General features: G+C 64.7%; 16 protein-coding genes. 7 read left to right on the top strand and 9 right to left on the bottom strand.

Features of this window, described 5'->3' with window-relative positions:
• Positions 1-141 precede the first annotated feature (141 nt).
• Together ABD050_RS13885 and adhP are read left to right on the top strand one after the other, a co-directional pair.
• The gene (locus tag ABD050_RS13885; protein ID WP_343889987.1) at positions 142-513 is read left to right on the top strand and encodes a hypothetical protein; all 372 of its coding nucleotides are present in this window, start codon (positions 142-144) and stop codon (positions 511-513) included.
• A 317-nt stretch (positions 514-830) separates the two neighbouring features.
• On the top strand, positions 831-1,907 hold the full coding sequence (adhP, locus tag ABD050_RS13890) for an alcohol dehydrogenase AdhP (protein ID WP_343889989.1): 1,077 nt from the start codon (positions 831-833) through the stop codon (positions 1,905-1,907).
• Between the two features lie 103 nt (positions 1,908-2,010).
• Here adhP and ABD050_RS13895 read toward each other — a convergent pair whose 3' ends face one another.
• Genes ABD050_RS13895 through ABD050_RS13905 form a run of 3 tightly spaced genes read right to left on the bottom strand, consistent with a single transcriptional unit; the run spans position 2,011 to position 6,144 of the window.
• A complete protein-coding gene (locus tag ABD050_RS13895; RefSeq protein ID WP_343889990.1) occupies positions 2,011-4,230 on the bottom strand; it encodes a glycoside hydrolase family 3 protein in 2,220 nt (739 codons plus the stop codon).
• A gap of 34 nt (positions 4,231-4,264) precedes the next feature.
• Positions 4,265-4,873 carry a hypothetical protein gene (locus tag ABD050_RS13900; RefSeq protein WP_343889991.1) on the bottom strand — a complete coding sequence of 203 codons (609 nt, stop codon included), beginning with the start codon at positions 4,871-4,873 and terminating at the stop codon, positions 4,265-4,267.
• Positions 4,874-4,929: 56 nt separating this feature from the next.
• The gene (locus tag ABD050_RS13905) at positions 4,930-6,144 is read right to left on the bottom strand and encodes an endo-1,4-beta-xylanase (RefSeq protein ID WP_343889992.1); all 1,215 of its coding nucleotides are present in this window, start codon (positions 6,142-6,144) and stop codon (positions 4,930-4,932) included.
• A gap of 272 nt (positions 6,145-6,416) precedes the next feature.
• Here ABD050_RS13905 and ABD050_RS13910 point away from each other — a divergent pair, with 272 nt between their 5' ends.
• Positions 6,417-7,496, top strand: a complete 1,080-nt coding sequence (locus ABD050_RS13910; RefSeq protein ID WP_343889993.1) for a LacI family DNA-binding transcriptional regulator — start codon at positions 6,417-6,419, stop codon at positions 7,494-7,496.
• 38 nt (positions 7,497-7,534) lie between these two features.
• Positions 7,535-8,572 carry a cupin-like domain-containing protein gene (locus tag ABD050_RS13915; protein ID WP_343889994.1) on the top strand — a complete coding sequence of 346 codons (1,038 nt, stop codon included), beginning with the start codon at positions 7,535-7,537 and terminating at the stop codon, positions 8,570-8,572.
• Positions 8,573-8,579: 7 nt separating this feature from the next.
• On the opposite strand, the gene ABD050_RS13920 is transcribed toward ABD050_RS13915, so the two are convergent.
• Genes ABD050_RS13920 through ABD050_RS13940 form a run of 5 tightly spaced genes read right to left on the bottom strand, consistent with a single transcriptional unit; the run spans position 8,580 to position 16,525 of the window.
• Positions 8,580-10,409: a glycoside hydrolase family 9 protein gene (locus ABD050_RS13920; RefSeq protein ID WP_343889995.1), complete on the bottom strand. Its 1,830-nt coding sequence runs from the start codon at positions 10,407-10,409 to the stop codon at positions 8,580-8,582.
• Positions 10,410-10,432: 23 nt separating this feature from the next.
• Positions 10,433-11,941 (bottom strand): tryptophan halogenase family protein, encoded by a 1,509-nt coding sequence (locus ABD050_RS13925; protein WP_343889996.1) that lies wholly within the window; start codon positions 11,939-11,941, stop codon positions 10,433-10,435.
• Positions 11,938-13,476 (bottom strand): tryptophan halogenase family protein, encoded by a 1,539-nt coding sequence (locus tag ABD050_RS13930; protein WP_343889997.1) that lies wholly within the window; start codon positions 13,474-13,476, stop codon positions 11,938-11,940. The genes ABD050_RS13925 and ABD050_RS13930 overlap by 4 nt, the downstream gene beginning before the upstream one ends.
• Complete coding sequence (locus ABD050_RS13935; protein WP_343889998.1) at positions 13,473-14,993, bottom strand: tryptophan halogenase family protein; 1,521 nt, start codon at positions 14,991-14,993, stop codon at positions 13,473-13,475. The genes ABD050_RS13930 and ABD050_RS13935 overlap by 4 nt, the downstream gene beginning before the upstream one ends.
• Positions 14,990-16,525 carry a tryptophan halogenase family protein gene (locus tag ABD050_RS13940; RefSeq protein ID WP_343889999.1) on the bottom strand — a complete coding sequence of 512 codons (1,536 nt, stop codon included), beginning with the start codon at positions 16,523-16,525 and terminating at the stop codon, positions 14,990-14,992. Before ABD050_RS13940 ends, ABD050_RS13935 begins: the two co-directional genes overlap by 4 nt.
• A 219-nt stretch (positions 16,526-16,744) precedes the next feature.
• Here ABD050_RS13940 and ABD050_RS13945 point away from each other — a divergent pair, with 219 nt between their 5' ends.
• The 3 genes from ABD050_RS13945 to ABD050_RS13955 all read left to right on the top strand — a co-directional run bounded on the left by ABD050_RS13945 (position 16,745) and on the right by ABD050_RS13955 (position 22,373).
• Positions 16,745-20,002, top strand: coding sequence for a TonB-dependent receptor (locus ABD050_RS13945; protein ID WP_343890000.1), 3,258 nt, complete (start codon positions 16,745-16,747; stop codon positions 20,000-20,002).
• A gap of 141 nt (positions 20,003-20,143) precedes the next feature.
• A complete protein-coding gene (locus tag ABD050_RS13950; protein ID WP_343890001.1) occupies positions 20,144-20,878 on the top strand; it encodes a DUF6445 family protein in 735 nt (244 codons plus the stop codon).
• Between the two features lies 1 nt (position 20,879).
• On the top strand, positions 20,880-22,373 hold the full coding sequence (locus ABD050_RS13955; RefSeq protein WP_343890002.1) for a tryptophan halogenase family protein: 1,494 nt from the start codon (positions 20,880-20,882) through the stop codon (positions 22,371-22,373).
• Here ABD050_RS13955 and ABD050_RS13960 read toward each other — a convergent pair.
• On the bottom strand, positions 22,343-23,503 hold the full coding sequence (locus ABD050_RS13960) for an aldose epimerase family protein (protein ID WP_343890003.1): 1,161 nt from the start codon (positions 23,501-23,503) through the stop codon (positions 22,343-22,345). The genes ABD050_RS13955 and ABD050_RS13960 overlap by 31 nt on opposite strands.
• Positions 23,504-23,550: the final 47 nt, after the last annotated feature.

Genomic DNA, 23,550 nt, shown 5'->3' on the forward strand with positions numbered 1-23,550 from the left:
CCGTTTCGCCAGGTTCGCGGCGGAGATGGGACAAATCTGGTGGCAATAATCGGCAGCGCGCGACGGCCGGCCCGCGAAACTTGTTCTTCAGATGTGCGCCGGAATCCGGCAGGGTGAAGGGATCATCCTGGAGTCCGGCCGATGAAGAATCCTGCCCTTGCAATGATCCTGCTACCCTTTCTGCTCGCGGGATGCGACCGCGCGGCGCCCCAGAACGACACTGCGGCCCAGGTGCCCGAGGGCAATTATCTCGCACAGATCGAGGCGTTGCCGGGCGGCCAGCGCGACATGGTGTTCATGCGCGCCATTCAGGATTCCAACGTCCCCTGCCAGCACGTTGCCGGATCGACCGTCCATGCGAAGGTTAGGGGCCGCCCGACATGGGTCGCGCATTGCGATGACGGCCGCGACTGGATCGTCATGCTCGAGCCGGGTGGGATGATCCATGTCGTGAACCCGGGCCAGATCGGCGAACCGGACGCGGCGCCGACCGGGAACGCAATGGGTCGCTAGGCGGCGATCACGGGTTACGCCGTTTCGGCACGAATTCCGGTTAGTGCCTGGCGGCCGGGCTGATCCGGCCGGGTATGATCCTCCGGCGGGATCGGTTTGCTGCTCCGGCAGCCAATGTCAGCGTGCGGGATCGAGCTAAGTAACTTTCCGCATAGGGGAAGATCCGCCGCGGGGCCATCGATGTCGGCAAGGTGGCGTTGCGTCGTGGCGCGGCACGGAGGCTAACCACAAGTTGATCGGCGTTGTCGACACCGACGCGCCTTTCTGACGGGCGGTCGGCCAAGTCATCTCACTATCCCAACGTACGAGGCATGATTATGGAAAAGACAATGAAGGCCGCCGTGGTCCGTGAATTCGGCAAGCCGCTCGTCATCGAGGAAGTGGCGGTGCGCATGCCCGGCCCAGGCCAGATTCTCGTCAAGATCGCGGCGACAGGCGTTTGCCATACTGACCTGCACGCTGCGGAGGGCGATTGGCCGGTCAAGCCCAGTCCGCCCTTCATCCCCGGCCATGAGGGCGTGGGGCATGTCGTCGCGGTCGGTGCCGGCGTCACTTATGTGAAGGAAGGCGACCGGGTCGGTGTTCCCTGGCTCTATACCGCCTGCGGTCATTGCGGGCATTGCCTGGGTGGGTGGGAGACGCTGTGCGAAGAGCAGCAGAACACCGGCTATTCAGTCAATGGCAGCTTTGCCGAATATGTGATCGCCGATCCGAATTATGTCGGCCATCTTCCCGCCAATGTCGGCTTTGTCGAGATCGCGCCGGTGCTGTGCGCGGGCGTCACGGTCTATAAGGGCCTCAAGGTCACCGATACCAAGCCGGGTGACTGGGTTGCGATCTCGGGGATCGGCGGGCTGGGCCATATGGCGGTGCAATATGCCAAGGCGATGGGCCTCAACGTGGTCGCCGTCGACATTGACGATGCAAAGCTCAAGCTGGCGACCGAGCTGGGTGCAGCACTCACCGTCAATGCGCTCGAGACCGACCCCGCAGCCTTCATCAAGAAAGAGATCGGCGGCGCCCAAGGTGTGCTGGTCACCGCAGTCAGCCCCAAGGCCTTCCAGCAGGCGATCGGCATGGTGCGGCGCGGCGGCACGGTGTCGCTCAACGGCCTGCCGCCGGGCGACTTCCCGCTCTCGATTTTCGATACCGTGCTGAATGGCATCACCGTGCGCGGTTCGATCGTCGGCACCCGGCTCGACCTGCAGGAGGCGCTCGACTTCGCCGCCGACGGCAAGGTGCACGCGACCGTCGCCACGGACAGGCTGGAAAATATCAACGATATCTTCGGCCGCATGCATCGCGGCGAGATCGAGGGCCGGATCGTCATCGATTTCGAGGCTGATTCAGCGGCCGGAACAGCACGGAAGTCTTCCGCTCTCGCCGGGGTCTGATGTAGGGACGGAGCAGGCGAGGGGACGCCGCAAGCCTTATCGGGCCTTGCTCAGCGCCCCCTCTGCTATCTGTGCGATAGCGCGATCCAAAACACCTTGCTCGTTACCTCGTTACCTCGTTACGCGCCGGCGCCCACCCAACCGGTAGCGTTCGCGCGTCGACATGCACCGTCACGGTCTGCTTGATGTCGCGTGAGGAGGCGCCGAGCATCACCTCATAGGTGCCGCCCGCGATCCGCCACTGATGCCCCGCCGCATCCCAGGTCGCGAGCAGCCGCGGATCGACCGTCACCGTCACCTGCCTGGAGGCGCCCGGCGCCAGCGCGACCTTGGCAAAGCCACCGAGGCGCTTCGGGGCTTCCCAGCCATCGCCCGCGACATAGATTTGCGGCACTGCCTTGCCCGCCACCTTGCCGGTGTTGCGCACGGTGAATCGCACATTCAGCCCGGCGCCGGCCGGGCTCGCGGTCAATCCGCCATAGCTGAAGCTGGTATAGCTGAGCCCATGGCCGAACGCGAATTGCGGCTCCAGCCCCTTCATGTCGAACCATTTATAGCCGACCGTCGCCCCTTCGGCATAGGTCGTGTCGCCGGCATTCGGGGCACTCGGGCGCGGTAATTGGTCGACGCTTTTCGGGAAGGTCGCCGGCAGATGCCCCGACGGGTTGACCTTGCCGAACAGCAGGTTGGCGATCGCGGCACCGCCCTGGGTGCCCGGATACCATGCCTCGATCGCGCCGCCGACCTGATCGATCCACGGCGTCAGCACCGGCCCGCCGGTCTCGAGCACCACCACTGTCTTCGGGTTCGCGGCAGCGACCGCGCCGATCAGCGCGTCCTGATTGTCAGTGAGGCCAAGCGGCACGTCGAAGGATTCGCCCGCCCACTGCGTTGCGAAGACGATGACGACGTCGCTGTCCTTCGCGAGCGCGGCAGCCTCGACCGGATCGGCGCCGCTCGCGAAGCGGACCTGCGCGCCGGGCGCCTGCCTGGCGATCTCGGCCAGCGGCGCGGAAGGGTAGTACATGATCGGTCCCGGCCAGCTCGTCGGGACGATCCCGGGCACGGCATTGCCGCCGATCGGATAGACCAGCGACGATCCGCCGCCCGCCAGCACGCCCTTGTCGGCGTGCCCGCCGATCACCGCGATCCGCTTGACGCCGTGCGACAGCGGCAGGATCGCGCCAGCATTCTTGAGCAGCACCGCGCCTTCCTCGGCATCCTGGCGGGTCACAACGGCATGGGCCGCATAGTCGATCGGCGCTTCGGCGACCGGATGGTCGAGCAGGCCGTGCGCCGCCATCGAGCGCAGGATCCGGCTCGCCATCGTGTCGAGCTGCGCTTCGCTCACCGCGCCGCTCGCAATCGCATCCTTGAGCGGCGCGCCGAACCAGGGCTGGTCGTCGAAGGGAAAGCCCGATTCCTGGTCGAGCCCGGCATTGGCTGCCTTGGCTGCGCTGTGCGTCGCGCCCCAGTCGGACATCACATAGCCCGGCCATTTCCAGTCCTTGCGCAGCACCTGGTTGAGCAGGAAATCATTCTCGCAGGCAAAATCGCCATTAACCCGGTTGTACGAGCACATCACCGACCCGGGATTGGAGCGCTCGATCGCGAACTGGAAGGCAAGCAGGTCGGACGTCCGGAGCGCCGCCTCGGTGGCGATCGAGTTGCCCGCGTTGCGATCCGTCTCCTGGTCGTTGACCGCATAATGTTTCACGGTCGAGATGATGTGGTTGGACTGGATGCCGGCGATCTGCGCGCCGACCATCGTGCCGGCAAGCAGGGGATCCTCGCCGCCATATTCGAAATTCCGGCCGTTGCGCGGCTCGCGCATCAGGTCGACGCCGCCCGCGAGCATCACGTTGAAGCCCGATCGGCGCGCTTCGTTGCCGATCATCGCGCCGCCGGCAAAGCCGATCGCCGGGTTCCAGCTCGCCGTGGTGGCGAGGCCGGAGGGGAGGGCGGTGCGCTCGCGTTTCTTGAGCGCACCACCCTGGGTTGCGACGCCGACGCCGGCATCGGTCTGCCACTGCGCCGGAATGCCGAGCCGCGGGATGCCGGGCACATAGCCGGCCGAACCGGGCAACGCCCCTTTCGGCGTGAGATATTTCTTCGACGGAAAGTCAGTGCCGAAATAGCCGAACACGAGGCTCAGTTTTTCGTCGCGTGTCATCTTCGCGATCAGCGCGACGGCGCGGGCGTCGGGCGAGACGACTGCCTTGGCGGGTTTTACCGGCGCCTTGCGCGGCGCCGCCGCAATCGGCCCGGTGCTGCCGGCCAGAAGGGCTGCGGTCAGCGCGGCCGCCCAGATGCTCTTGGTCAAAATTCACTCTCCCGGTTCGAGCCCGCCCCGCCTGTTACGGGGTGTTGTTGTCGGGCAATTTCTTGGCGTAGTTCTGGCCGAAATCGAGCACGAAGACGGGCCCGAGATCGATCACATGCTTGTCCGAGGCGAGATGAACGGTCGCGTTCACCGTTCCACCGGCGAAATCCCTGGTTGCCTTGCCCGAGGCGTAATAGAGTTTCCACGCCTTGCCGACCGTTACATTGGCGCTGACCAGCCCGTCATAAGGGGGCGCCGCGCCGTTCGCCCCGATATAGGGGAGCGGCATCGTCTCGTCGTCCTTGAGCTCGGGCGCGCGCAGCCAGATGGCGACCAGGATGGTGTCGCCCGCCGCGATCGGCTTCTGGATCGGCGAGTTCGCGCCGATGTCCCACGCATTGGCGCCCTTCGCCGTGATGGTCGCGCGGAAGAACTGATTGCCGGGCACACCCGGCTCGTTCATCAGCTTGGTTTTCTGGTTGGCGCCGTACACCGTCCAGTTGGCGCCTGGCTTGTTGATCGCCTTGTCGAGGATATTGTCCGAGGCCGCCGGTGCCGGGCCGGGCGCCGCTGTCTGCGCCTGGGCCAGGCCCGGCATTGTCCAGAGTGCCGCGGCGACAACGATCGTCATTACATGCCGCATTCTTTCCCCTCCTCTTCGTGCCGCCTTTCGCGGCTTGTGCCTCGACTTCCCCCGGTTCAGCGGCCTCCCGCAGCGGCGAAGGCGTCAGCGATCGCGGCGCGCATCGGCTTGGCGTTGAAATTCGCGTCATAGGGGCAAGGGCGGCGCTTGGCGCCATCGCTGCGCGGCTCGAACCCCTCGATCCAGCTGTACCGATCGCACATGCCCCACACGAGCACATCGGCGAGCTGCGGATAGGCGAACATCACGTCGAGATAGGCGCGGGAATAGTCAGCCACCGCCTTGTCTCGCACCGTGATGTCGGCGGGCAGGCCATTGTCACGCACATCGAACTCGGTGATCAGCAGCTTGTAGCCCATCGCCACTACCTGATCGAGGAAGCGCTTCCAGGCCGCCTGCTGCGCCGACACGCTCCCGGCGATATCGGTCCCTTGCGTGATGAGGTGCGATTGCACGCCGAGCGCATCGACCGGCGTGCCGCGCGTCCTGAAGCCCTCGAGCAGCTTGAGCACGCCGGCGCGGTGCTGATCATTGCCCGGCTCCCAGCTCATATAGTCGTTATAGACGAGCTGGGCCTGTGGCGCGCTGTCGCGCGCGGTGTGGAAGGCGAGATCGAGCGTTGCCTCCGCGCCGCCCATCGCCCGCGACAGCGCTGTCTGGTAAAGGCTCTGGTCGGACGGGTTCACTGCCTCGTTGACGACGTCATAGCCCTTGATCCTCGTGCCGTAGCGCGTGGTAACGGTGCGGATATGCTCGGTCAGCAGCCGCGCCGCTTCAGTCGCCGGGTTGGCGCCGAAATCATAGCTTTCCTCCCATGCAGGCATCCATTTCGGTTGGTGCCAGAGCAGGTTATGGCCCCGCACCGCCAGCTTCCTGCTTTCGGCATAAGCAAGCATCGCGTCGAAACGGGCGAAGTCGAAGCTTGTCGGGCTCGGGCGGATCGACTGCCATTTCAGCTCATTCTCGGGGACGAGCAGCCCGCATTCCCCTTCGAGCAGCGCCGCATAGGAAGGGTTGGCGAACGAGCCGCGATCGGCACCCGGGTCGCTCCAGGCGAAGGTCGAGCCGAACCGCATCCCCTTGGCCATCGCGGCCGCGTTCAGCGACAGCCCCGAGGGAGTGGGTGAAGGCATTGGTGTCGGCGTAGGGGAGGGTGCCGGAGTCGGCCCCGGCGCTGCGCCGCTTGCCGAGGAAGAGCCGCCGCCTGCACAGGCGGTCAGCACCATGCCGGCTGCCATCATCAGACTTTCGCGGCGCGATATTCCTGCCATCGACCCATCCTCTCGCGGGGCGGAAGCCCCGGCCTTTGCGGCCTTATCTGATACCGGTACCATGATGGCGCATGACCAACCTTGTCAATAGGATTGCCCATTGCCGGAACGTGCCGAATTTTCGCTCTCGAAAATGGTGCCGGGGAACGGCCAGCCGCCCCGCCGGTGCCTTCTCTCCATCGGGCACGCTCAGGAAGGAAAGAACTGAACTGGCAGAGATGGTGTCAAACCGAAATAATGCGCTATTAGCGATGCGGAGGAGCGGAGACACAGTGAACGAGAAGACCACCCGCCGCCGGCGATCCGCCCCGACGATACGCGATGTTGCGCGCATGGCGAACGTGTCGTCGATGACGGTATCCCGCGTGATCAACGGCGAAGCCAATGTCCGCCCGTCGACGCGCGAGGCAGTCAATGCGGCGATCTCGGCGCTCAGCTATTCGCCCAATTCGGCGGCGCGAAGCCTGGCGGGAGCGGGGCAGGACCGGATCGGCCTGCTCTACAGCAACCCGAGCGCTGCCTATCTCAGCGAATTCCTGGTCGGCAGCCTCGATCAGGCAAGCCGAAGCGACGTCCAGCTCATCATCGAGAAATGCGATCTCGGCGATCATGAGGTGGAGGTCGCGAAGCATCTGATCGAAAGCGGGATCGGCGGGCTCATCCTTCCGTCGCCCTTGTGCGATTCGGCCAAACTGATCGAGACGATCGTTGCAGAAGGCGTGCCCGCGGTGCTGGTCGGCAGCGGCCGGCCCGACAAAAGCCTGTTCGCCGTCAGCATCGACGAATTCGCCGCGGCTTATTCAATGACGCGGCACATCGTGGCGCTTGGCCACCATCGCATCGGCTTTATCGTCGGCAACCCGGCGCAGACCGCGAGCGAGGAACGCCTGCGCGGCTATCGCCAGGCGCTCGCCGACGCGCATATGCCGGCCGACGATGCGCTGATCGCGCGCGGCCTGTTCACCTACAGGTCAGGGCTCGATGCCGCCGAGGCGCTGCTCGATGTCGCCAATCCGCCTACCGCCATCTTCGCGAGCAATGACGACATGGCCGCCGCGACGGTCGCGGTCGCGCATCGGCGCGGGCTCGACGTGCCGGGCGACCTCACTGTGTGCGGCTTCGACGATACGACGCTCGCGACCGCGATCTGGCCCGAGCTGACCACGATCCATCAGCCGATCGCCGACATGTCGCGTGCCGCGGTGGAAATGCTGGTCTCGACGATTCGCCGCCGCGGCGCGCCGAGCAGCGACGCGCCTCAGCATGTGCTGCTCGATTTCACTCTGGTTCGCCGCCAGTCCGACGCAGCCCCGCGCCGCCGCCCGCCCTCGCGGACGACGATCCCGGCCTGAGGATGGCGGACGGCGCCCGTTAACGGTAACAAAGCAGCATGATCGTTGATCTGCCCGCCGCAACCGAAACCCGCGTCGCCGAGCGCGGTGCGGTCGATGCCGACACCTTCGCGCGCGAAGTCGCCGGCCACTATGCGCCGATCGTGCTGCGCGGACAGGTCGCCGATTGGCCGGCGGTCGCCGCAGAAAAGGCAGGGAAGCGGGCGCTCGCCGGCTATGTCGCCGGATTCGCGGGCAGCAAGCCACTCGAGGTGATGATCGGCGCGCCCGAGATCGCCGGACGCTTCTTCTACAACGACGACATGAGCGGCTTCAATTTCCAGCGCCAGAAAGTGCCGCTCCAGGCGCTGATCGGCGAGCTTCTCCGTCTCGCCGAGAGTGAAACGGCCAATCCGCCAGCGATCTATGCCGATGCCGCCACCGCCGCGGATCATCTGCCGGGCTGGGCCGCGGCGAACCGGCTCGACCTGCCGACGACCGGCGCGATGCCGCGTGTGTGGATCGGCAATGCAATGCGGGTCGCGACCCATTATGACGCTTCGACCAATCTCGCTGCAGTGGTGGCAGGCAGGCGGCGCTTCACCCTGTTTCCGCCCGAGCAGGTCGCCAACCTCTATGTCGGCCCGCTCGACCGCACGCTTGCAGGCCCGCCGGTGTCGATGGTCGATCCCGACGAGCCCGATCTCGAACGCTATCCGCGCTTCGTCGAGGCGCTGAAGCACGCCCAGGTCGCCGATCTCGGCCCGGGCGACGCGCTGCTCATCCCGGCGATCTGGTGGCACCATGTCCGCGCGTTCGATACCTTCAATGTGCTGGTCAATTACTGGTGGGACTATGATACCGCCGCCTCGCCCTTCGTCGCGATGGTCCATGCGATGATGAGCGTGCGCGATCTGCCGCTTGCCGAGAAACGGGCGTGGCGGGCATGGTTCGATCACCTGGTGTTCGACGAGGGCGCGGCGGGGGCGGGCGCCCATCTCCCCGAGGAGGTGCGTGGCGTGCTCGGAGCCGCCAGTCCCGGCCGCACCGAGCGTATCCGCGCTTATCTGCTCGGTTCGCTTTCCAGGCGGAAATAGGCACGCGTCAGCGCGGCTCGTCCAGATAGGCCGTCACCCAGAACAGGGGCGCGTTCCAGTTGATCGCGACCTCGTTCATCGAAAAGGCATAGGCCTTGTCGGTCCAGCATCGCTGAGGCGCGCATTTGCCCTTCATGGTGCTGGCGATGGTGTCGACCATCGCGGTCGAATTGGGCCCGCCCGACAGCACGCCCGGTGGTGGTGGCGGCATCCTCGGGTCGAGCGAATGCGCCCAGAAGCGGTGGTGCGGATTGTGGACCGGGTTGGCGCCGAAGCCGGCGACATAGCTCTGGTCGAGCGGATTGCGGCCGAGGACATAATCCATCACGTCGACCACGGCTTCGCGGTAACGCGCTTCGCCGGTCAGTCGCTCAGCCAAAGCGAGGATCATCGCGCGGTTGAGGAGTGAGCCGTTCGATCCCCAGACATAGGCGGTGCCCGCGAAGGGGATTCGGTAGCCGCTCTGCTTTTCCTCGGCGAGGAAATGGTCAGCCGCCGCGACGATCAACGCGCGTTGGGCAGCGACCTCTTCCGGAGCCAGTGTGTTCGGTATCGTGGCCAGCGCGATCGTGCCGAGCGCAGCGGTGCTCGACCAGCTCGGCTCGCTCAGCGGTGCGATAAACTGCGCCATATGAGTCACCGCGTCGCGATAGGCGGACGCGCCCGTCGTCACGAACAGCTCGGCCGCGGCCCAGTAGAATTCGTCGGCAAGATGGGTGTCGCCATAGCCGCCGCTGCCGGTGAAGCTGTTCGGGGCATAGACTTCGGGGTTACGCAGCGCCGCCTTGAACGCCCGCTCGCTCGCCGCCAGGCAGCGCGCCGCGAACGGCGGATCAATCGCACGCCAGATCCGCGCGCATTGCGCAGCGGTGGCCGCGAGGTTGAGGGTCGCTGCAGTGCTCGGCGGATAAAGCAGGCGCGGCTGCGGATCGGCGGCGGGGGCGGTCGGCAGCGGCGTCCAGGCGCGATCGGCGACCTTGTGATGCGCCATGCCCGAAGCATCCACATCGGTCAGGACAAGCGGTGCGCCCCATTTCTGCAGGCCGACCGGGACTTTGATATGCTTGCCCTCGGGGACCTGCATGGCGAGCAGGAAATTCATCTCCCAGCGCGCCTCGTCGAGCAGGTCGTTGCGGCCGTTGCCGGCCTCGGGGATCTTCACCTTTCCGTCGGCGAAGGGGGAGGGGGCGCTGCCCGCCGCCTCGCGTTCATAGAGATTCTGCAGCGTCCACAAGGCGATGCCGCCATTGACGACATATTTGCCCTGGTCGCCGGCGTCATACCAGCCGCCGGTCACATCGAGCGCATAGTCGCAACCCGGCCAGTCATTGCCGCGATCGTCCCTGCCTGAAAAGCAGGGCGCGACCTCTTTCGGGTGCCCGGCCGGGCGCGCCCAAGTCGCGCCACCAGCATAGCGCGCCTCGATCGCGATGCCGGCGCGGGTTTGGTAGAAATAGTTGAGCGCAGCATATTGAAGCGGTTTGTAGATACCGGGCGCGACCGGGAAGGGGCGACTCTCCGAGGTCCCGACCTGGAGCCGGTAAATGCCTTGGGTCGCTACCTGCGAGAAATCGATCTGGTGAGCATGGTCGCCGGAAGCCGCGTCGTCGCCGATCACTTTGGTCACGCCTTGGGCGATGGTCGCGCCCTCCGCGTCGAGCAGCCGCCAGGGCAAGGGGGTCGTCGCCGGATCGTTGACGATCGCGCGCTTGACAGATGCGGGCTCGAAGCCGAGCTGGTTCACATGGACCGTCGCGGGCACATCGGCGGCAATGATCGGGCGCCCGGCGACAAACGCCAGCGTGCCAAGGATCGCGGCGGCGGAGCGGATCGGCATGAGGAGCTCCCGGGCTTTCGCGGTCACGTCGCGGCACAATTCTTGTCGATAAAGACCCGGTGACTCGGCATGTAGCCGACCGAAGCGGCGATCGTTTCGCGGATATTGACCAGCCGCGCCTGGAGTAGATCCGGGCTGAGCACATCGGCGACCGGATCATGGGTGGCGGGCTTCATGCACTGGCCGTTCATCACCGCGAACCAGCTCGTCTCGTTGAACAGTTCGTCATCGTCGCGGAAGGTGCGGCCATATTCCTCGAAGCAGCGCATCTTCTCGCTCAGCCGCTCGGGGATCGCCATCGTCCGGCAATAGTCCCAGAAGGGGGAATCGTCGCGTTCGGTCGCGTGATAATGCAGGATGATGAAATCGCGGATCTGGCAATATTCATTGAGCAGGATGCGGTTGTAGCGCTCGATCGTGCCCGGCGCGAAGCTGCGATCGGGGAACATTCCCATCAGGCGGGCGAGTCCGCTCTGCACCAGCCAGATGCTGGTCGATTCGAGCGGCTCCATGAAGCCCGACGCGAGCCCGAGCGCAACGCAGTTCTTGATCCACATCCGCTTGCGATGCCCGCTCTTGAACGGGACAGTGCGCGGTTCCGCCAGCGCTTCGCCATCGAGATTGGCGAGCAGGATCGCGGTCGCCTCATCCTCGCTCATATAGTCGGTCGAGAAGACATGGCCGTTACCGATCCGGTGCTGGAGCGGGATGCGCCATTGCCAGCCGGCGCTGTGGGCGGTCGAGCGCGTGTAGGGGCTGAAATGGCTGCCATGCGCGCAAGGGACGGCGACCGCGCGGTTGCAGGGCAGCCAGTGCGACCAGTCGTCATAACCGCCACCGAGCGCCTGCTCGATCAGCAGCCCACGGAAACCCGAGCAATCGATGAACAGCTCGCCGTCGATTCGGGTGCCATTCTCGAGCGTGACCGCCTCAATGAAACCATCCGTGCCGCGCAGCGCGACATCGACGATCTTGCCTTCCCGCCGGACGACACCGCGCGCTTCTGAATAGCGCCGAAGATAGGGGCCGTAGAGCGACGTATCGAAATGATAGGCATAGGCGATCTCGGACAAGGGCGAATTCTTGCCATTGTCGATCGAGCGCATGAACTTCGCCTGCTCGCCGGCCAGCGCCTGGAGCGAATATTCCTCGATTGGCCTTGGGTCGCCGGCGAGATGAGCGCGCAGCCAGTGCGCGTGGAACGACACGCCCGCCATGTCGACACCGAACTTGCCGAACGGGTGGAAATATTTGCGGCCCAGCCGGCCCCAGTCGACGAATTCGATGCCGAGCTTGAAGCTGCCCTGGGTCTCGCGAAGGAATTCGTCCTCGTCGATCCCGAGCATCCGGTTGAAGATCGCCATTTGCGGAATCGTCGCCTCGCCGACGCCGATGATACCGATCTGGTCGGACTCTATCAGGGTGATCTCGGTATAGTCGGTGGAGAGCAGTTTGGCGAAGGTGGCGGCTGCCATCCAGCCGGCGGTGCCGCCGCCGACGATGACGATCTTGCGGATTCGGTTGTCGGTCATGCGGTCTTTCTCATGGGCATGTCGGGTGTCTGCGCCGGGCAATTGCGGGCGATCCAGTCTTCGAGCCGCGGCATCGCCTCCGCGGCGCGCCGGTAAACCTCGCGGATGCGATCGAGCCGCTGGCGGACCAGGGCGGGGTCGACCGCGTCGGCCAGCGGATCCCAGCCACTCGGCATGATGTTCTGGCCAAGCAGAACCGCGACCCAGCTCGACTCCGCGAACAGTTCGTCGTCATGGCGGAAGAAGCGGCCGCGGTTGCGAAACAGCGCGATCTTGCGCGCCAGCGCCTCGGGAACCGGCATCTCGCGCACCCGGCGCCACAGCTCACCCTCGCGGCGCTCATTGGCATGATAATGGAGGATGACGAAATCGCGCACCTGCTCCATCTGGAGCTGGCTCTGGCGGTTATATTCGTCGCGTTCCACCGGGGAAAAACCGCGATCGGGGAACAGCGCCAGCAGCTTGGAGACACCGGTCTGGATCATGTGGATGCTGGTCGATTCGAGCGGTTCGACAAAGCCCGAGGCGAGCCCGAGCGCGACCACGTTGCGGTTCCACGCCAGCTTGCGTCGCCCCGCCTCGAAGTGGAGCAGAAGCGGATCGCGCAAGGGTACGCCGTCGACATTGGCGATGAGCGTCGCGGTCGCCTCGTCATCGCTGATATCGTCGCTGCAATAGACATGGCCATTGCCGACCCGGTGCTGGAGCGGGATCCGCCATTGCCAGCCGGCGCGGTGCGCGGTCGCCTGGGTGAAGGGCGTGATGGCGCGGCTGGTGCTCGCCGTCGGCACCGCGACCGCGCGATCGCATTGCAGCCAGTGCCTCCAGGATTCGAAACCGGTGCCGAGCGCCCCTTCGATCAACAGCGCGCGAAAGCCGGTGCAGTCGACGAACAGCTCGCCCTCTATCCGGCGATCGCCCTCGAGCGTGATCGCTTCGACATGGCCGTCCTCGCCCCGCAAATTGACCGCGTCGACCTTGCCCTCGATCCGCACTACTCCGCCCGCCTCGGCATAGGCGCGCAGATAGGCGGCATAGAGCGAGGCATCGAAATGATAGGCGTAATTGAGCCGCGACAGCACCGAGTTCGGATCGGGGACGGGCGGCGTGAAACGGCCGAGCTTTTGCGCGGTGGCGCAGAGATTATAATCCTCGATCCAGCTCGCCTGGCCGGCGGCATAGAGCTTGCGCCAGAACTGGTGGAACTTCACGCCCTCGATATCCAGGCCGAACTCGCCGAACGGATGGGTGTAGCGGTGCCCCTCGCGCGTCCAGCCGATAAAATCGATGCCGAGCTTGATCGAGCCTTGGGTCTTGCTCAGAAAATCATTCTCGTCGAGCCCGAGCAGCCCGTTGAAGTTGCGGATCGGCGGGATCGTCGCCTCGCCGACGCCGATGGTGGCGATCGCGTCGGATTCCACCAGCGTCACCTTCACCCCGGTGCGCACCAGCCGCGCCAGGGCCGCCGCCGCCATCCAACCCGCGGTACCGCCGCCGACGATGATGACGCTGCTAATCGGCTCCGGCGCGCTCATGCCGCGGCTCCGCGGGCCGTCGCGGCATGAGCGCGCCGGAGATAGTCGCCATGCCGCGGCATCGTCTTCACAGCCGCGATAATCGCCTCGCGGAGCCGGGCGAGATGCTGCTCGATCCGTTCGATCGGCACCGCGCCCGAAAGGGCATTGTGGCGCCGCGGATGAAGGCCTTGCGCGTCGAGCAGCGCGATCCAGTCCTCCTCCTCGAACATCTCGTCGTCGAACATCGGCATCCGGCCGGCACTCGCGAACATCTGCAGCTTGTAGAGTACCCTCTCCGGCGGGGTCGAGGTGAGCACGGCATCCCAGAACGGATCGCCTGCCCGGCGATTCGTGGCATAATGCGCGATCAGGAAATCGCGCGTGCGTTCGAGTTCGTTGATCGTCATGCGATTATATTCGGCCGCCTCGACCGGCGCATGCGCCGACGCGGGAAACAGCGTCACGAGACGGGCAAGCGCGCTCTGCACGAGATGAAGCGCAACCGGATGGAGCGGCTCGATCACACAGGCGGCCGCGCCGATCGCGACGACATTGCGATGCCAGGGCAGGGCGCGCCGGCCATTTTCGAACGCGACCATATGTGGATCGGGCCCATCGGCGACGCCCAGCGCGGTGCGCGCGGTATCGGCATCCCCGAACGCGCTGCTCCAGCACACCAGCCGTCCCACTTCGCCGGCGAGCGGCGTCGTGCCGTGCCAGCCGGTTGCCATGGCTTCTACGTGGCTGAAGGGAAGGGGGTCGCCAGGATCGGCGACCCGCAGCGCGGCGCTTTGGTCGCAGGGCAGCCAGTGCCGCCAGCTTTCGAACCCGCCACCGATCGCCACCCCGCTCAGTAGGGCAGGGGCGCCGGTCGCGTCGATGGCGAGCATCACCGGCACGATCTCGCCATCGGCGAGCTCGATGCCCGCCACATCGCCATTCTCGCCGATCAGCGCGCGCCCGAACGGCGCGGCGGCGGCGCGGGCGCCATGCGCTTCCGCGGTGGCGCGCAGGGCTGCGAGATAACCCCAGGCATCGAGATGCAGGCCATAGGAGAACTGCGAAAGCGTCGATCCCTGGTCGGCGCTCGGCCGCGTGAAGCGGCCTGCCTGGGCGGCGATCGCGGCGATCGAATAGTCGGCGGCGCGCACGTCGCGGCCCTGCTGGCGAAGCCTGGTCAGCAACTGGTGAAAAGCCACCGGTCCGATCGGCGCCCCGATCGCGCCGAATGGGAGGAAACAGGCCGAATCCCGCGTCGCCATGCCGGAAAAGGCGACGCCCAGCGCGAAGCTGCCGCGCGTCGCGCGCAGCAACAAAGATTCGTCGATCCCGAGCGATTCGTGAAACGGCTTGATCGAGGGCAGGCTCGTCAATGTCGTGCCGAAATCGCCCAGCCCGTCGCCGTCCTGCGCGGTCTCGATCAGGATGACGCGGTAGCGCTGGCGCGGCAGCCGGCGGGCGAGGGTCGCCGCCGCCATCCATCCCGCGACGCTGCCGCCCAGGATCGCGACTGTCTCGATGCCGGGCATGCTCATGCCGCCACGCCCTGTGCGCGGAGATAATCGGCGTGCATCGGCATCGCCGCGGCCGCCCTGGCGAAGGCGGCGCCCATCGCCGCGACGCGCGCGGCGACATCCTCGACCGGTAGCGCCTCGACCAGGGGACTGACCTGTTCGGGCAGGACGCGCTGGCCATAATAGACCGCGAGCCAGCTCGGTTCGAGGAAGAAGCCTTCGCTATATTTGACGACCGTGCCGCGCTCCTTGAACACCGCCATCTTGTAGAGCAGCGAATCGGGCAGCGTCATCGTCCGGCAATGGTTCCAGAATTCGGTGTCGCTGCGCTCGGTCGCGCAATAATGCAGGATCAGGAAATCGCGGACGCGCTCATATTCGATCTCCATCGACCGATTGAACTCGATTGCGTCGAGCTCATCCCAGCCATCAGCGGGGAGCAGGTCGATCAGCTTGGTGATCGCGAGCTGAATCAGGTGGATGCTCGTCGATTCGAGCGGCTCCAGAAAGCCCGCCGAAAGCCCGATCGCGACGACATTGCCGACCCATTGCTTCTTGCGCTTGCCGGTCACGAAGCGGAGCAGCTTCGGTTCGGCCAGCGCCTCGCCCTCGAGATTGGCCATCAGCACGTCGCGCGCCGAATCGACATCGGTGAAGGCGGTCGAAAAGACATGGCCATTGCCGACCCGGTGCTGGAGCGGAATCCGCCATTGCCAGCCCGCGTCACGCGCGGTCGCACGGGTATAGGGAGAGAGTGGCCCGCCATGCGCGCACGGCACGGCGAGCGCGCGGTCGCAAGGCAGCCAGTGAGTCCACTCCTCGTAGCCCGTCTGAAGCGCGCGCTCGATCAATAGTCCGCTGAAGCCGGAACAGTCGACAAACAGATCCGCCTCGAGCTCGGCGCCGCTTTCCAGCCGCACCGCCTCGACCAGACCAGTCTCGCCATCGCGATCGACCGTTGTGATCTTTCCTTCGACGCGCCGTACCCCGCGCGCCTCGGCATAGTCCCGCAGATAGGCGGCATAGAGCGTCGCATCGAACTGATAGGCATAGGAAAAAGTCGATTCGATCGCCGCCGGGTCCGGCGACGGCGGCGCGAAGCGGTCGGCGCGAGCTGCGAGAATCGGCAGCGAGAAGGCCTCTAGGCTGGCCACACGCCCGGCGCGCGCGAGTCGCAACCAGTGCTGATGGAAAGGGAGGCCCGCAATGTCGCGGCCGAAATCGCCGAACGGGTGAATATAACTATCGCCGATCCGTGCCCAGTCGCGGAACTCGATGCCCAGCTTGAAGGTGGCATTGGTGCGCCGCATGAAATCGGCTTCGTCAATGCCGAGCCGCTGGTTGAAGAATCGGATGTGAGGCACCGTCGCTTCGCCGACCCCGACAGTTCCGATCTCATCCGATTCGACAACCACGATTTCGATCGGCAACGCTGACAAGGCCCAGCCGAGCGACGCCGCTGTCATCCAACCCGCCGTACCGCCGCCGACGACGAGAATTCGACGCAGCCCAGTGATTGATCCGGTCGCGTCAGCGCGATGTTCAACGGTCAATTCGATCCCCTCCGGCACCTTTCGGGCCTGTTATGCCGGGCGTGTGTTTCCGATCACACTGCCGGTGCAAAAACCCTCAATCTTGTCCGACGTGGGACTTTCTTGCGGTGGGTACTTGCAATTTATGTCCGATACGGCATCATGGCCATCCAAGCGGTGATAGCCAAGAATAAAAACGCGCCCGAAAGTGGTAGCGGTAACATGGGAGGGGCAGACCTGATGAGCGACTTTTCGTGCGCGCTGCGCATTGGTGAATCAGCATATAATGAGAGCTTTGGGCTTGCGCTGAGGGGCGGCGTTTCGCTGCTTGCGCTTTGTGCCGTATCGGCCGCTGCACCCGCATGGGCACTCGGCGCGCAGGCCGGAGCCGGAGTCCGGGCCGGCGATTCAGCGTTCGCGACGGCTACGTCGGAGGGGCAGGCTACGCCGACCCCAAGCCAGGCGTCCGATGTCCCAAGTGAGGCGGATGTCGTCGTTACAGGCATTCGCCAGAGCCTCAAGACCGCTCAGGCCCTGAAGCAGAATGCCGAAGTCGTCAGCGACTCGATTTCAGCCGAGGACATCGGCGCCCTTCCCGATCGTTCAGTCACCGAGGCTTTGCAGCGCGTTCCCGGCGTCGCGATCAGCCGTTTCGCGGCTGGCGTCGATCCCGACCATTTCTCGGTCGAGGGTTCCGGCGTCGTTGTGCGCGGCCTGACCTACACTCGCTCGGAACTGAACGGTCGCGACACCTTCACCGCCAATAACGGGCGGGGGCTGAGCTTTGCCGATGTACCCTCGGAACTGCTCGCTGGGGTCGACGTGTTCAAGAGCCCGAGCGCGGACATGGTCGAAGGCGGCATTGCAGGGACGGTCAACCTGCGAACGCGTGTGCCCTTCGATTCCAAGGGTTTGCTGATCGCGGGTACGCTTGAAATGAATTATGGCGATTTTGTCCATGATTCCTCGCCGACGGTTTCGGTTCTGGCGAGCGATCGCTGGCAAACCGGCATCGGCGAATTCGGCCTTATGGGCAGCTTCGTCCGTTCCGAGCTGCGCTCGCGCTCGGACGGTCTGCAGATTTCGAACTGGGGGGAGCGGACTCGCCATGCCAATGGCAGTTTTGGAGAGCCCCCGGCCGGTGCGGGCGACACGATCGTTTATATCCCGCGCGGCGCGGCGATACGCTCTCAGGTGACCGATCGCGTCCGCTACGGCTATTCGGCGGCCGCACAGTGGCGCAGTACCGACGAATCGATGACGGCGACCTTCCAGTTCCTTCGCTCGGATTCGCGCGAGACCTGGACCGAGCATGCGGTGGAGATCGCCACTGACAATGTGACCAGCAACGGCGATTCCCAGCCGTTGCCCGGCACGTCCTTTAATTTCGATAATGAAGGCATCTTTACCGACGGCACCATCACGGCACCGAACGGTTACCGCGCGGATCAATGGGGCGATGCATCCAACATTCGGACTCCGATCAATGGGCTGCAAAGCAACAATATCACGCGCCATGTCGATCAGCGCTTTCTGACCGACGACTATGGTGCAAACTTCAAGTGGAAGGTCACGGACCGACTTGGTGTAAATCTTGATTATCAGCACACCAAGTCGCGGGTTACGAACACGGATTTCGGAATCTGGACCTCCACGTTCCAGAACGTCAACATCAAGATGAACGGGGACAACCCGGCTTATGTGAACTTCCTGCCGCTCACCAACGCTGGCGCAACGCTGTTCATGAACCCGGCGCATCCAAGCTATCTCGACCCCTATAACAGCTATTATCGCTCCGCGATGGATCATATCGAGGATAGCGACGGCTACGAGAATGCTGCTCGAATCGATCTGGATTATTCCTTTCCCGAAGATAGCTGGCTGAGCTCGATCCGCGCTGGCTACCGCTTCTCCGATCGCCACAACACTGCGCGCTTCTCGACGTATAACTGGGGTGTGCTGAGTGAAATCTGGGGCGGCACGGGACCGGTCTGGCTCGATGAGGGAGTCAACGGCAATCCCAACGCGGCCGGCGGTTCGCCAGGGCCCAGCCAGCCATTCTCCTTCGGGAACTTTTTCCGGAGTTCGGTCAATCTGCCGACGGGGCAAGGGCGGCTTTTCTTCCCCGACGACCTGATCACGAACTACACCGGCGCATCCAATGCGGCGCTCGCGATCGGCGACGAGTGGCGCGACCGACTGGCCAATGGCTGCCCCCAAAACTGGGTGCCGCTCGCCCAGCGCTGCGGCGTGGTCGCCGGTACGCCGTTCCTGCCGGGCGAGATCAATCCAGTGCAGGAGCGCAACAACGCCGTTTATGGCGAAATCCGGTTCGGCAATCCGCTTGGCAATGGCTGGAATCTGAGCGGGAATGTCGGCCTGCGCTATTCAACGACAAGTCGCATGGCGAGTGGCTATTATTCCTTTCCTCGAACGACCTTTACCTGCGATCCGCCGCAGAATGGCCAGCCGCCTACGCCGTTCTGCGCACTCGGGCCGACGGTGGTCGCGAACGCAAACGCGTTCGCGAACGGGGCACTGACCCCAATCTCGACCAAGGTGGATTATCATTATTTTCTGCCCAGCCTGAACCTAACGCTCAAGGTCGGTGGTGGTCTTCAATTCCGCGCCGCCTTCAACCAGGGGATTGCGCCACCGGATTTCGGCCTGACCCGCGCATTCTACAACGTCACGCTGAATACACTCGACGCGACGATCAATACCAATGGCGCGCCTTCCACTATCTTCAATGTCGGCAACCCATATTTGAAGCCCATTCGGTCGAACAATTACGATCTGACGGCCGAGTGGTATTTCTCGAGCGTTGGCCAGTTGACATTGTCGCTGTTCAAGAAGGACCTTTACGGAGTCCTGACCAACGGCACGCAACGTCTGTCGTTCACCAACAACGGCGCCACTTTCAGCGGACCGGTCACGACGCCGCTCAACTCGACGGACGTCGGTCGCGTAAAGGGATTTGAGGTCGGTTATTCTCAGACCTTCACCTTCCTGCCCGGTTTCCTGAGCGGGTTCGGCTTCAACGGCAACTTTACATATGTCGACTCCAAGGGAGTGCGGCAAAGCACCCTGTCGGCCACTGATCCCGACGTCGCCGCTGGACGCGTTGCCAATATCGACACCAGCAGGCTTCCCCTCCAGGGGCTGTCGAAATACACGTTCAACATCGAGCCCTTCTATCAGGCCCATGGGTTCGAGATCCGCGCTGCTTATTCGTGGCGATCGCGCTACCTGCTGACGGTGCGCGACGTGATCGTGCCCTATGCCCCGGTTTTCAATGAATCGACCGGCCAGCTCGATGCCTCGATCTTCTACAATGTGACGCCGCACATCAAGATGGGCTTCCAAGGCACCAATCTGTTGAACGAAGTGATCGAGACAACCCAGGTGATCGACAACAATCTCGATCGGCGGCCACGCTCCTGGTTCATGAACGATCGGCGGATCATCTTTTCGATCCGCGCCAAATTCGGCGGCTAGGGGGGCGGTCCGCAGCGGCGTGTCGTCACGCAGCTGCGGCCGCTCAAGCGACGAAAAGGCTCCCGTCCGAACGGACTGGAGCCTTTCCCGTCTGATCGGCGCCCCGGGTATCGATGATCGCGCGTCGGGGAGAGCGGAACAATGGCGAGCGCTTCGGCAATATCCTACGACCTCAGCGTCAATCCGCGACCGAGGGTTGTGCTTGGGCATGTCGGCAACGAACGGGAGCCGGTATTGATCGTCGACGATCTGCTCAATCACCCGGCAGCGTTGATCGACTATGCGACCTGGGAAGTGGCTTTCACGCCAGCTGGCAACCCTGATGGCGGTTACCCCGGAGTTCGCGCGGCAGCGCCCCTGAACTATGTCGAAGCAGTCGTTCGGGCGCTCAGTCCGATCGTCGAGCAGGCGTTCAAGCTGCGGAATGTAGCGCTGTCCAACGCCGAGTGCAGTTTGTCGATCACCACGACCCCGCCGGAACAGCTCACCGTCCAACAGCGCACGCCGCATATCGACACAGTCTATCCGCTTCAGTTCGCCCTGCTTCACTATCTGTGCGCGCCTGATTTCGGTGGGACCTCTTTCTACCGACACCGCGCCACCGGCTACGAGACACTCGATGAAGCGCGCGCAGCGGCTTATGATGCTGCGCGCGCGCGCGAGCTCGTCGAAGACGTGCCGCCGCAACGCTATGTCGGCGGCGATAGCCTTCATTATGTCCGGATCGGCGGCTGTGATGCCCGGTTCAACCGCATGGCGATCTATCGCAGCTGTCTGCTTCATTCGGGGCATATCAGCGAAGACAAGCCGCTCGTTCCCAGCCCATGCGAGGGCCGGCTGACCGCCAATATCTTCGTCAACTATCGGCAATGCTGAGATGACCACGCCGGCGCGTTTGCGCAGCATCGTGATTGTCGGCGGCGGCAGTGCTGGCTGGATCGCGGCTGCGGCACTGGCACGGCTCACGCCGATGGGTATCGGCATCACCGTCATTGACAGCGCCGTCGAAGAGCCGCCCGTTCAAACAGTCTTGCCCGCCCACAAGGTTTTCCACGCCCTGATCGGCATTGACGAGCATGAGATGCTCGCCGCTGCGCACGGTACGATGCGTCTTGGCACAACCTTCGACGATCAACGGGTGCAGGGGCCGAACTATCACCACGCCTTTGGCGATTTCGGCCTCGAGATCGGCGGCGTCGAATTCTATCAGGTCTGGTTGCGCGCGCGCGCCGCTGGCCGGGCGATCGATCTCGACAATTACAACCTTGCTGCGATCGCCGCGACGATGGGGCGTTTTGCCAGACCCACCGCCGACAAGCGCGCGATGATGGACTATGGTTATCACCTCGATACAAGGCGTTACACTGCCTTGCTGAAAATCGGTGCGACAGGAAAGAATGTCGCATGCCTTGTCGGCGATCCGGCCGGCGCCGAGATCGACCGCGGGAATGGCGCGATCGCGGCGATCATCCTGCGGGACGGGCGGCGTGTCGAGGGCGACTTGTTCGTCGATTGCTCGGGCGCGTCGTCGGTCCTCGCCGAACAGGTGCCGGGCACTGGATTCGACGATTGGAATACGCTGTTTCCCCGTGATCGGGCTGTCTCGGTCGATGGCGCTGCGCTCGCTGACCTTCCGCCCCGGACCCGGGCATCGTGGCGCGCGCGGGGATGGTGGCAGCAGATTCCGCTTCAGCACTGCACCCACTATGGGCTGGCGTTCGCCTCCGGCATGACCGAGCCTCAGGTGGCGCTGGCCGAGGTGACGGCATCGGCCGGCACTCCTTGCGGCGATCCCCACTTCATCACTCGCCGCATGGGGCGTCGCCGGCGTTTCTGGGTGCGCAACCTCGTCGCCCTTGGTAGCGCCGCCGCGAGAATCGAATCGATCGAGACCAGCGAACTGGATTGGGCGCGCATCGGAATCACGGCGCTGCTGTCGCTGATCCCGGATCGCGGCGCTGCCACGGCCGAAGCCGATCAGTTCGAGCGCTTGATGTCGGCCGAACTCGAGGAGTGTCGCGATCTCGCATTGCTGCACGAGGTGACCATGGAAGGCGAGCCGGTCCTGCGCATCGGCGGGGAGAAGATCGCGCTGCCCGACAGCCTGGCGCACCGTATCGCGCTGTTCGGGGGCAGGGGGCGCCTCTTGCCCGATGCCGGGCCATGGCGGCGATCCGACTGGCTCGCTGTAATGCTCGGGCGCGGGATTGTCCCAACCTCCTGGGACCCGCTCGCAGACGATATCGAGCCGGTGCGCGCGCAGCAGAATTTCCTGCGCCTCGCAGGGCTGTTCCGCCAGTCGGCGGAGACGATGCCGCGCCACGCTGACTATATCGCCCATCATTGCCCGGCGGTAACGCGGCGCCCGTGAATCTCAGCGCCCGCCATCAGCCCGAAATGCCACAGCGTCGTCGACCGCCAGGTCTCGCCCGGCCTCAGCAGGGTCGAGGGGAAGGTCGGGTGATGAGGGCTGTCCGACAGATGCTGGGTCTCGAGCGCGATTCCATCACGTGGATGGATCGTCCGGCCCCTGGCATCCTTGTCCTGCCCGTCGATATAGTCGCCGGTATAGGCCTGGAGCGAGGGCTCGCTGGTCTCGATCCGGAGCAGGCGGCCCGATGCCGGGTCGCTCAGCGTCGCCGCCCTTGCCGGCACATGGCGGTTCGCGCGCGCCAGCAGCCAGGCATGGTTGTATCCGCCACGCGACGCCATCATCGGCTGTTTCGCATCGATCCGTTCGCCGATCGGCCGCGACATCCGGAAATCGAGCGGCGTGCCCGCCACTGCTGGAAAGCGGCCGGTGGGAATGCCGGCCTGGTCGGTCTCCACCCAGCGTGAAGCGTCGATCTCGAGAGTCTGCTTCTCGACCGAGCCACTCCCCGCGCCGGCCAGGTTGAAATAGCTGTGGTTGGTGAGGTTCAGCACCGTCGGCCGCGTGGTGCGCGCGCTATAGTCGATGCGCAGATTATTGTCGGCTGAAAGCCGGTAGGTGACGGTCACCGTCAGCGCCCCGGGAAAGCCCTGGTCGCCATCGGGGCTGGTGACGGTGAGCCTTGCGCCGACCGCGCCCTTCTCGTGAAACTCCTTCACCTGCCAGATCCTGCTGTCGAGTCCGGGCTTGCCGCCGCCGTGCAGGGCATTGGGCCCGTCATTGGGCGTGAGCCGCGAGACGACGCCGCCGATGCTGAACGTCGCGCCGGCGATCCGTCCGGCATAGCGGCCGACCACTGCGCCGAAGCGGTTCTTCTCGTTCTTCGCGCGATAGTCGGCGGCCGAGCCATAGCCGAGCACGACATTGTCGAAATGACCGGCGCGATCGGGCACCTCGATCGACGTGATGGTCGCGCCATAGTCAAGGAAGCGGACGGTCATGCCGGAGGCGTTGCGGAGGGTATATTCGTGGATCTGCGGATCGTCCTTCACGATCTGCGCGCTCGCGCCGGGTGCGGCGCACCAGCCAAGCGCCATGCCCAGCGGCAGGATGTGCCCGAGCTTTTTCATCCATTCTCCCCTTTTTCGTCTTTATCGCCCTGTCGAACGTTTGACAA

It is taken from the genome of Sphingomonas oligophenolica, assembly GCF_039522915.1.
Taxonomy (GTDB): domain Bacteria; phylum Pseudomonadota; class Alphaproteobacteria; order Sphingomonadales; family Sphingomonadaceae; genus Sphingomonas; species Sphingomonas oligophenolica.

Excerpts from the sequence above, each read along its gene's own strand:
- ABD050_RS13960 (WP_343890003.1), bottom strand. The coding sequence starts at position 23,503 with ATGAAAAAGCTCGGGCACATCCTGCCGCTGGGCATGGCGCTTGGCTGG.
- ABD050_RS13915 (WP_343889994.1), top strand. The coding sequence starts at position 7,535 with ATGATCGTTGATCTGCCCGCCGCAACCGAAACCCGCGTCGCCGAGCGC.
- ABD050_RS13935 (WP_343889998.1), bottom strand. The coding sequence starts at position 14,993 with ATGAGCATGCCCGGCATCGAGACAGTCGCGATCCTGGGCGGCAGCGTC.
- ABD050_RS13905 (WP_343889992.1), bottom strand. The coding sequence starts at position 6,144 with ATGGCAGGAATATCGCGCCGCGAAAGTCTGATGATGGCAGCCGGCATG.
- ABD050_RS13920 (WP_343889995.1), bottom strand. The coding sequence starts at position 10,409 with ATGCCGATCCGCTCCGCCGCCGCGATCCTTGGCACGCTGGCGTTTGTC.
- ABD050_RS13885 (WP_343889987.1), top strand. The coding sequence starts at position 142 with ATGAAGAATCCTGCCCTTGCAATGATCCTGCTACCCTTTCTGCTCGCG.
- ABD050_RS13925 (WP_343889996.1), bottom strand. The coding sequence starts at position 11,941 with ATGACCGACAACCGAATCCGCAAGATCGTCATCGTCGGCGGCGGCACC.
- ABD050_RS13945 (WP_343890000.1), top strand. The coding sequence starts at position 16,745 with ATGAGCGACTTTTCGTGCGCGCTGCGCATTGGTGAATCAGCATATAAT.
- ABD050_RS13900 (WP_343889991.1), bottom strand. The coding sequence starts at position 4,873 with ATGCGGCATGTAATGACGATCGTTGTCGCCGCGGCACTCTGGACAATG.
- adhP (WP_343889989.1), top strand. The coding sequence starts at position 831 with ATGGAAAAGACAATGAAGGCCGCCGTGGTCCGTGAATTCGGCAAGCCG.
- ABD050_RS13955 (WP_343890002.1), top strand. The coding sequence starts at position 20,880 with ATGACCACGCCGGCGCGTTTGCGCAGCATCGTGATTGTCGGCGGCGGC.
- ABD050_RS13950 (WP_343890001.1), top strand. The coding sequence starts at position 20,144 with ATGGCGAGCGCTTCGGCAATATCCTACGACCTCAGCGTCAATCCGCGA.
- ABD050_RS13930 (WP_343889997.1), bottom strand. The coding sequence starts at position 13,476 with ATGAGCGCGCCGGAGCCGATTAGCAGCGTCATCATCGTCGGCGGCGGT.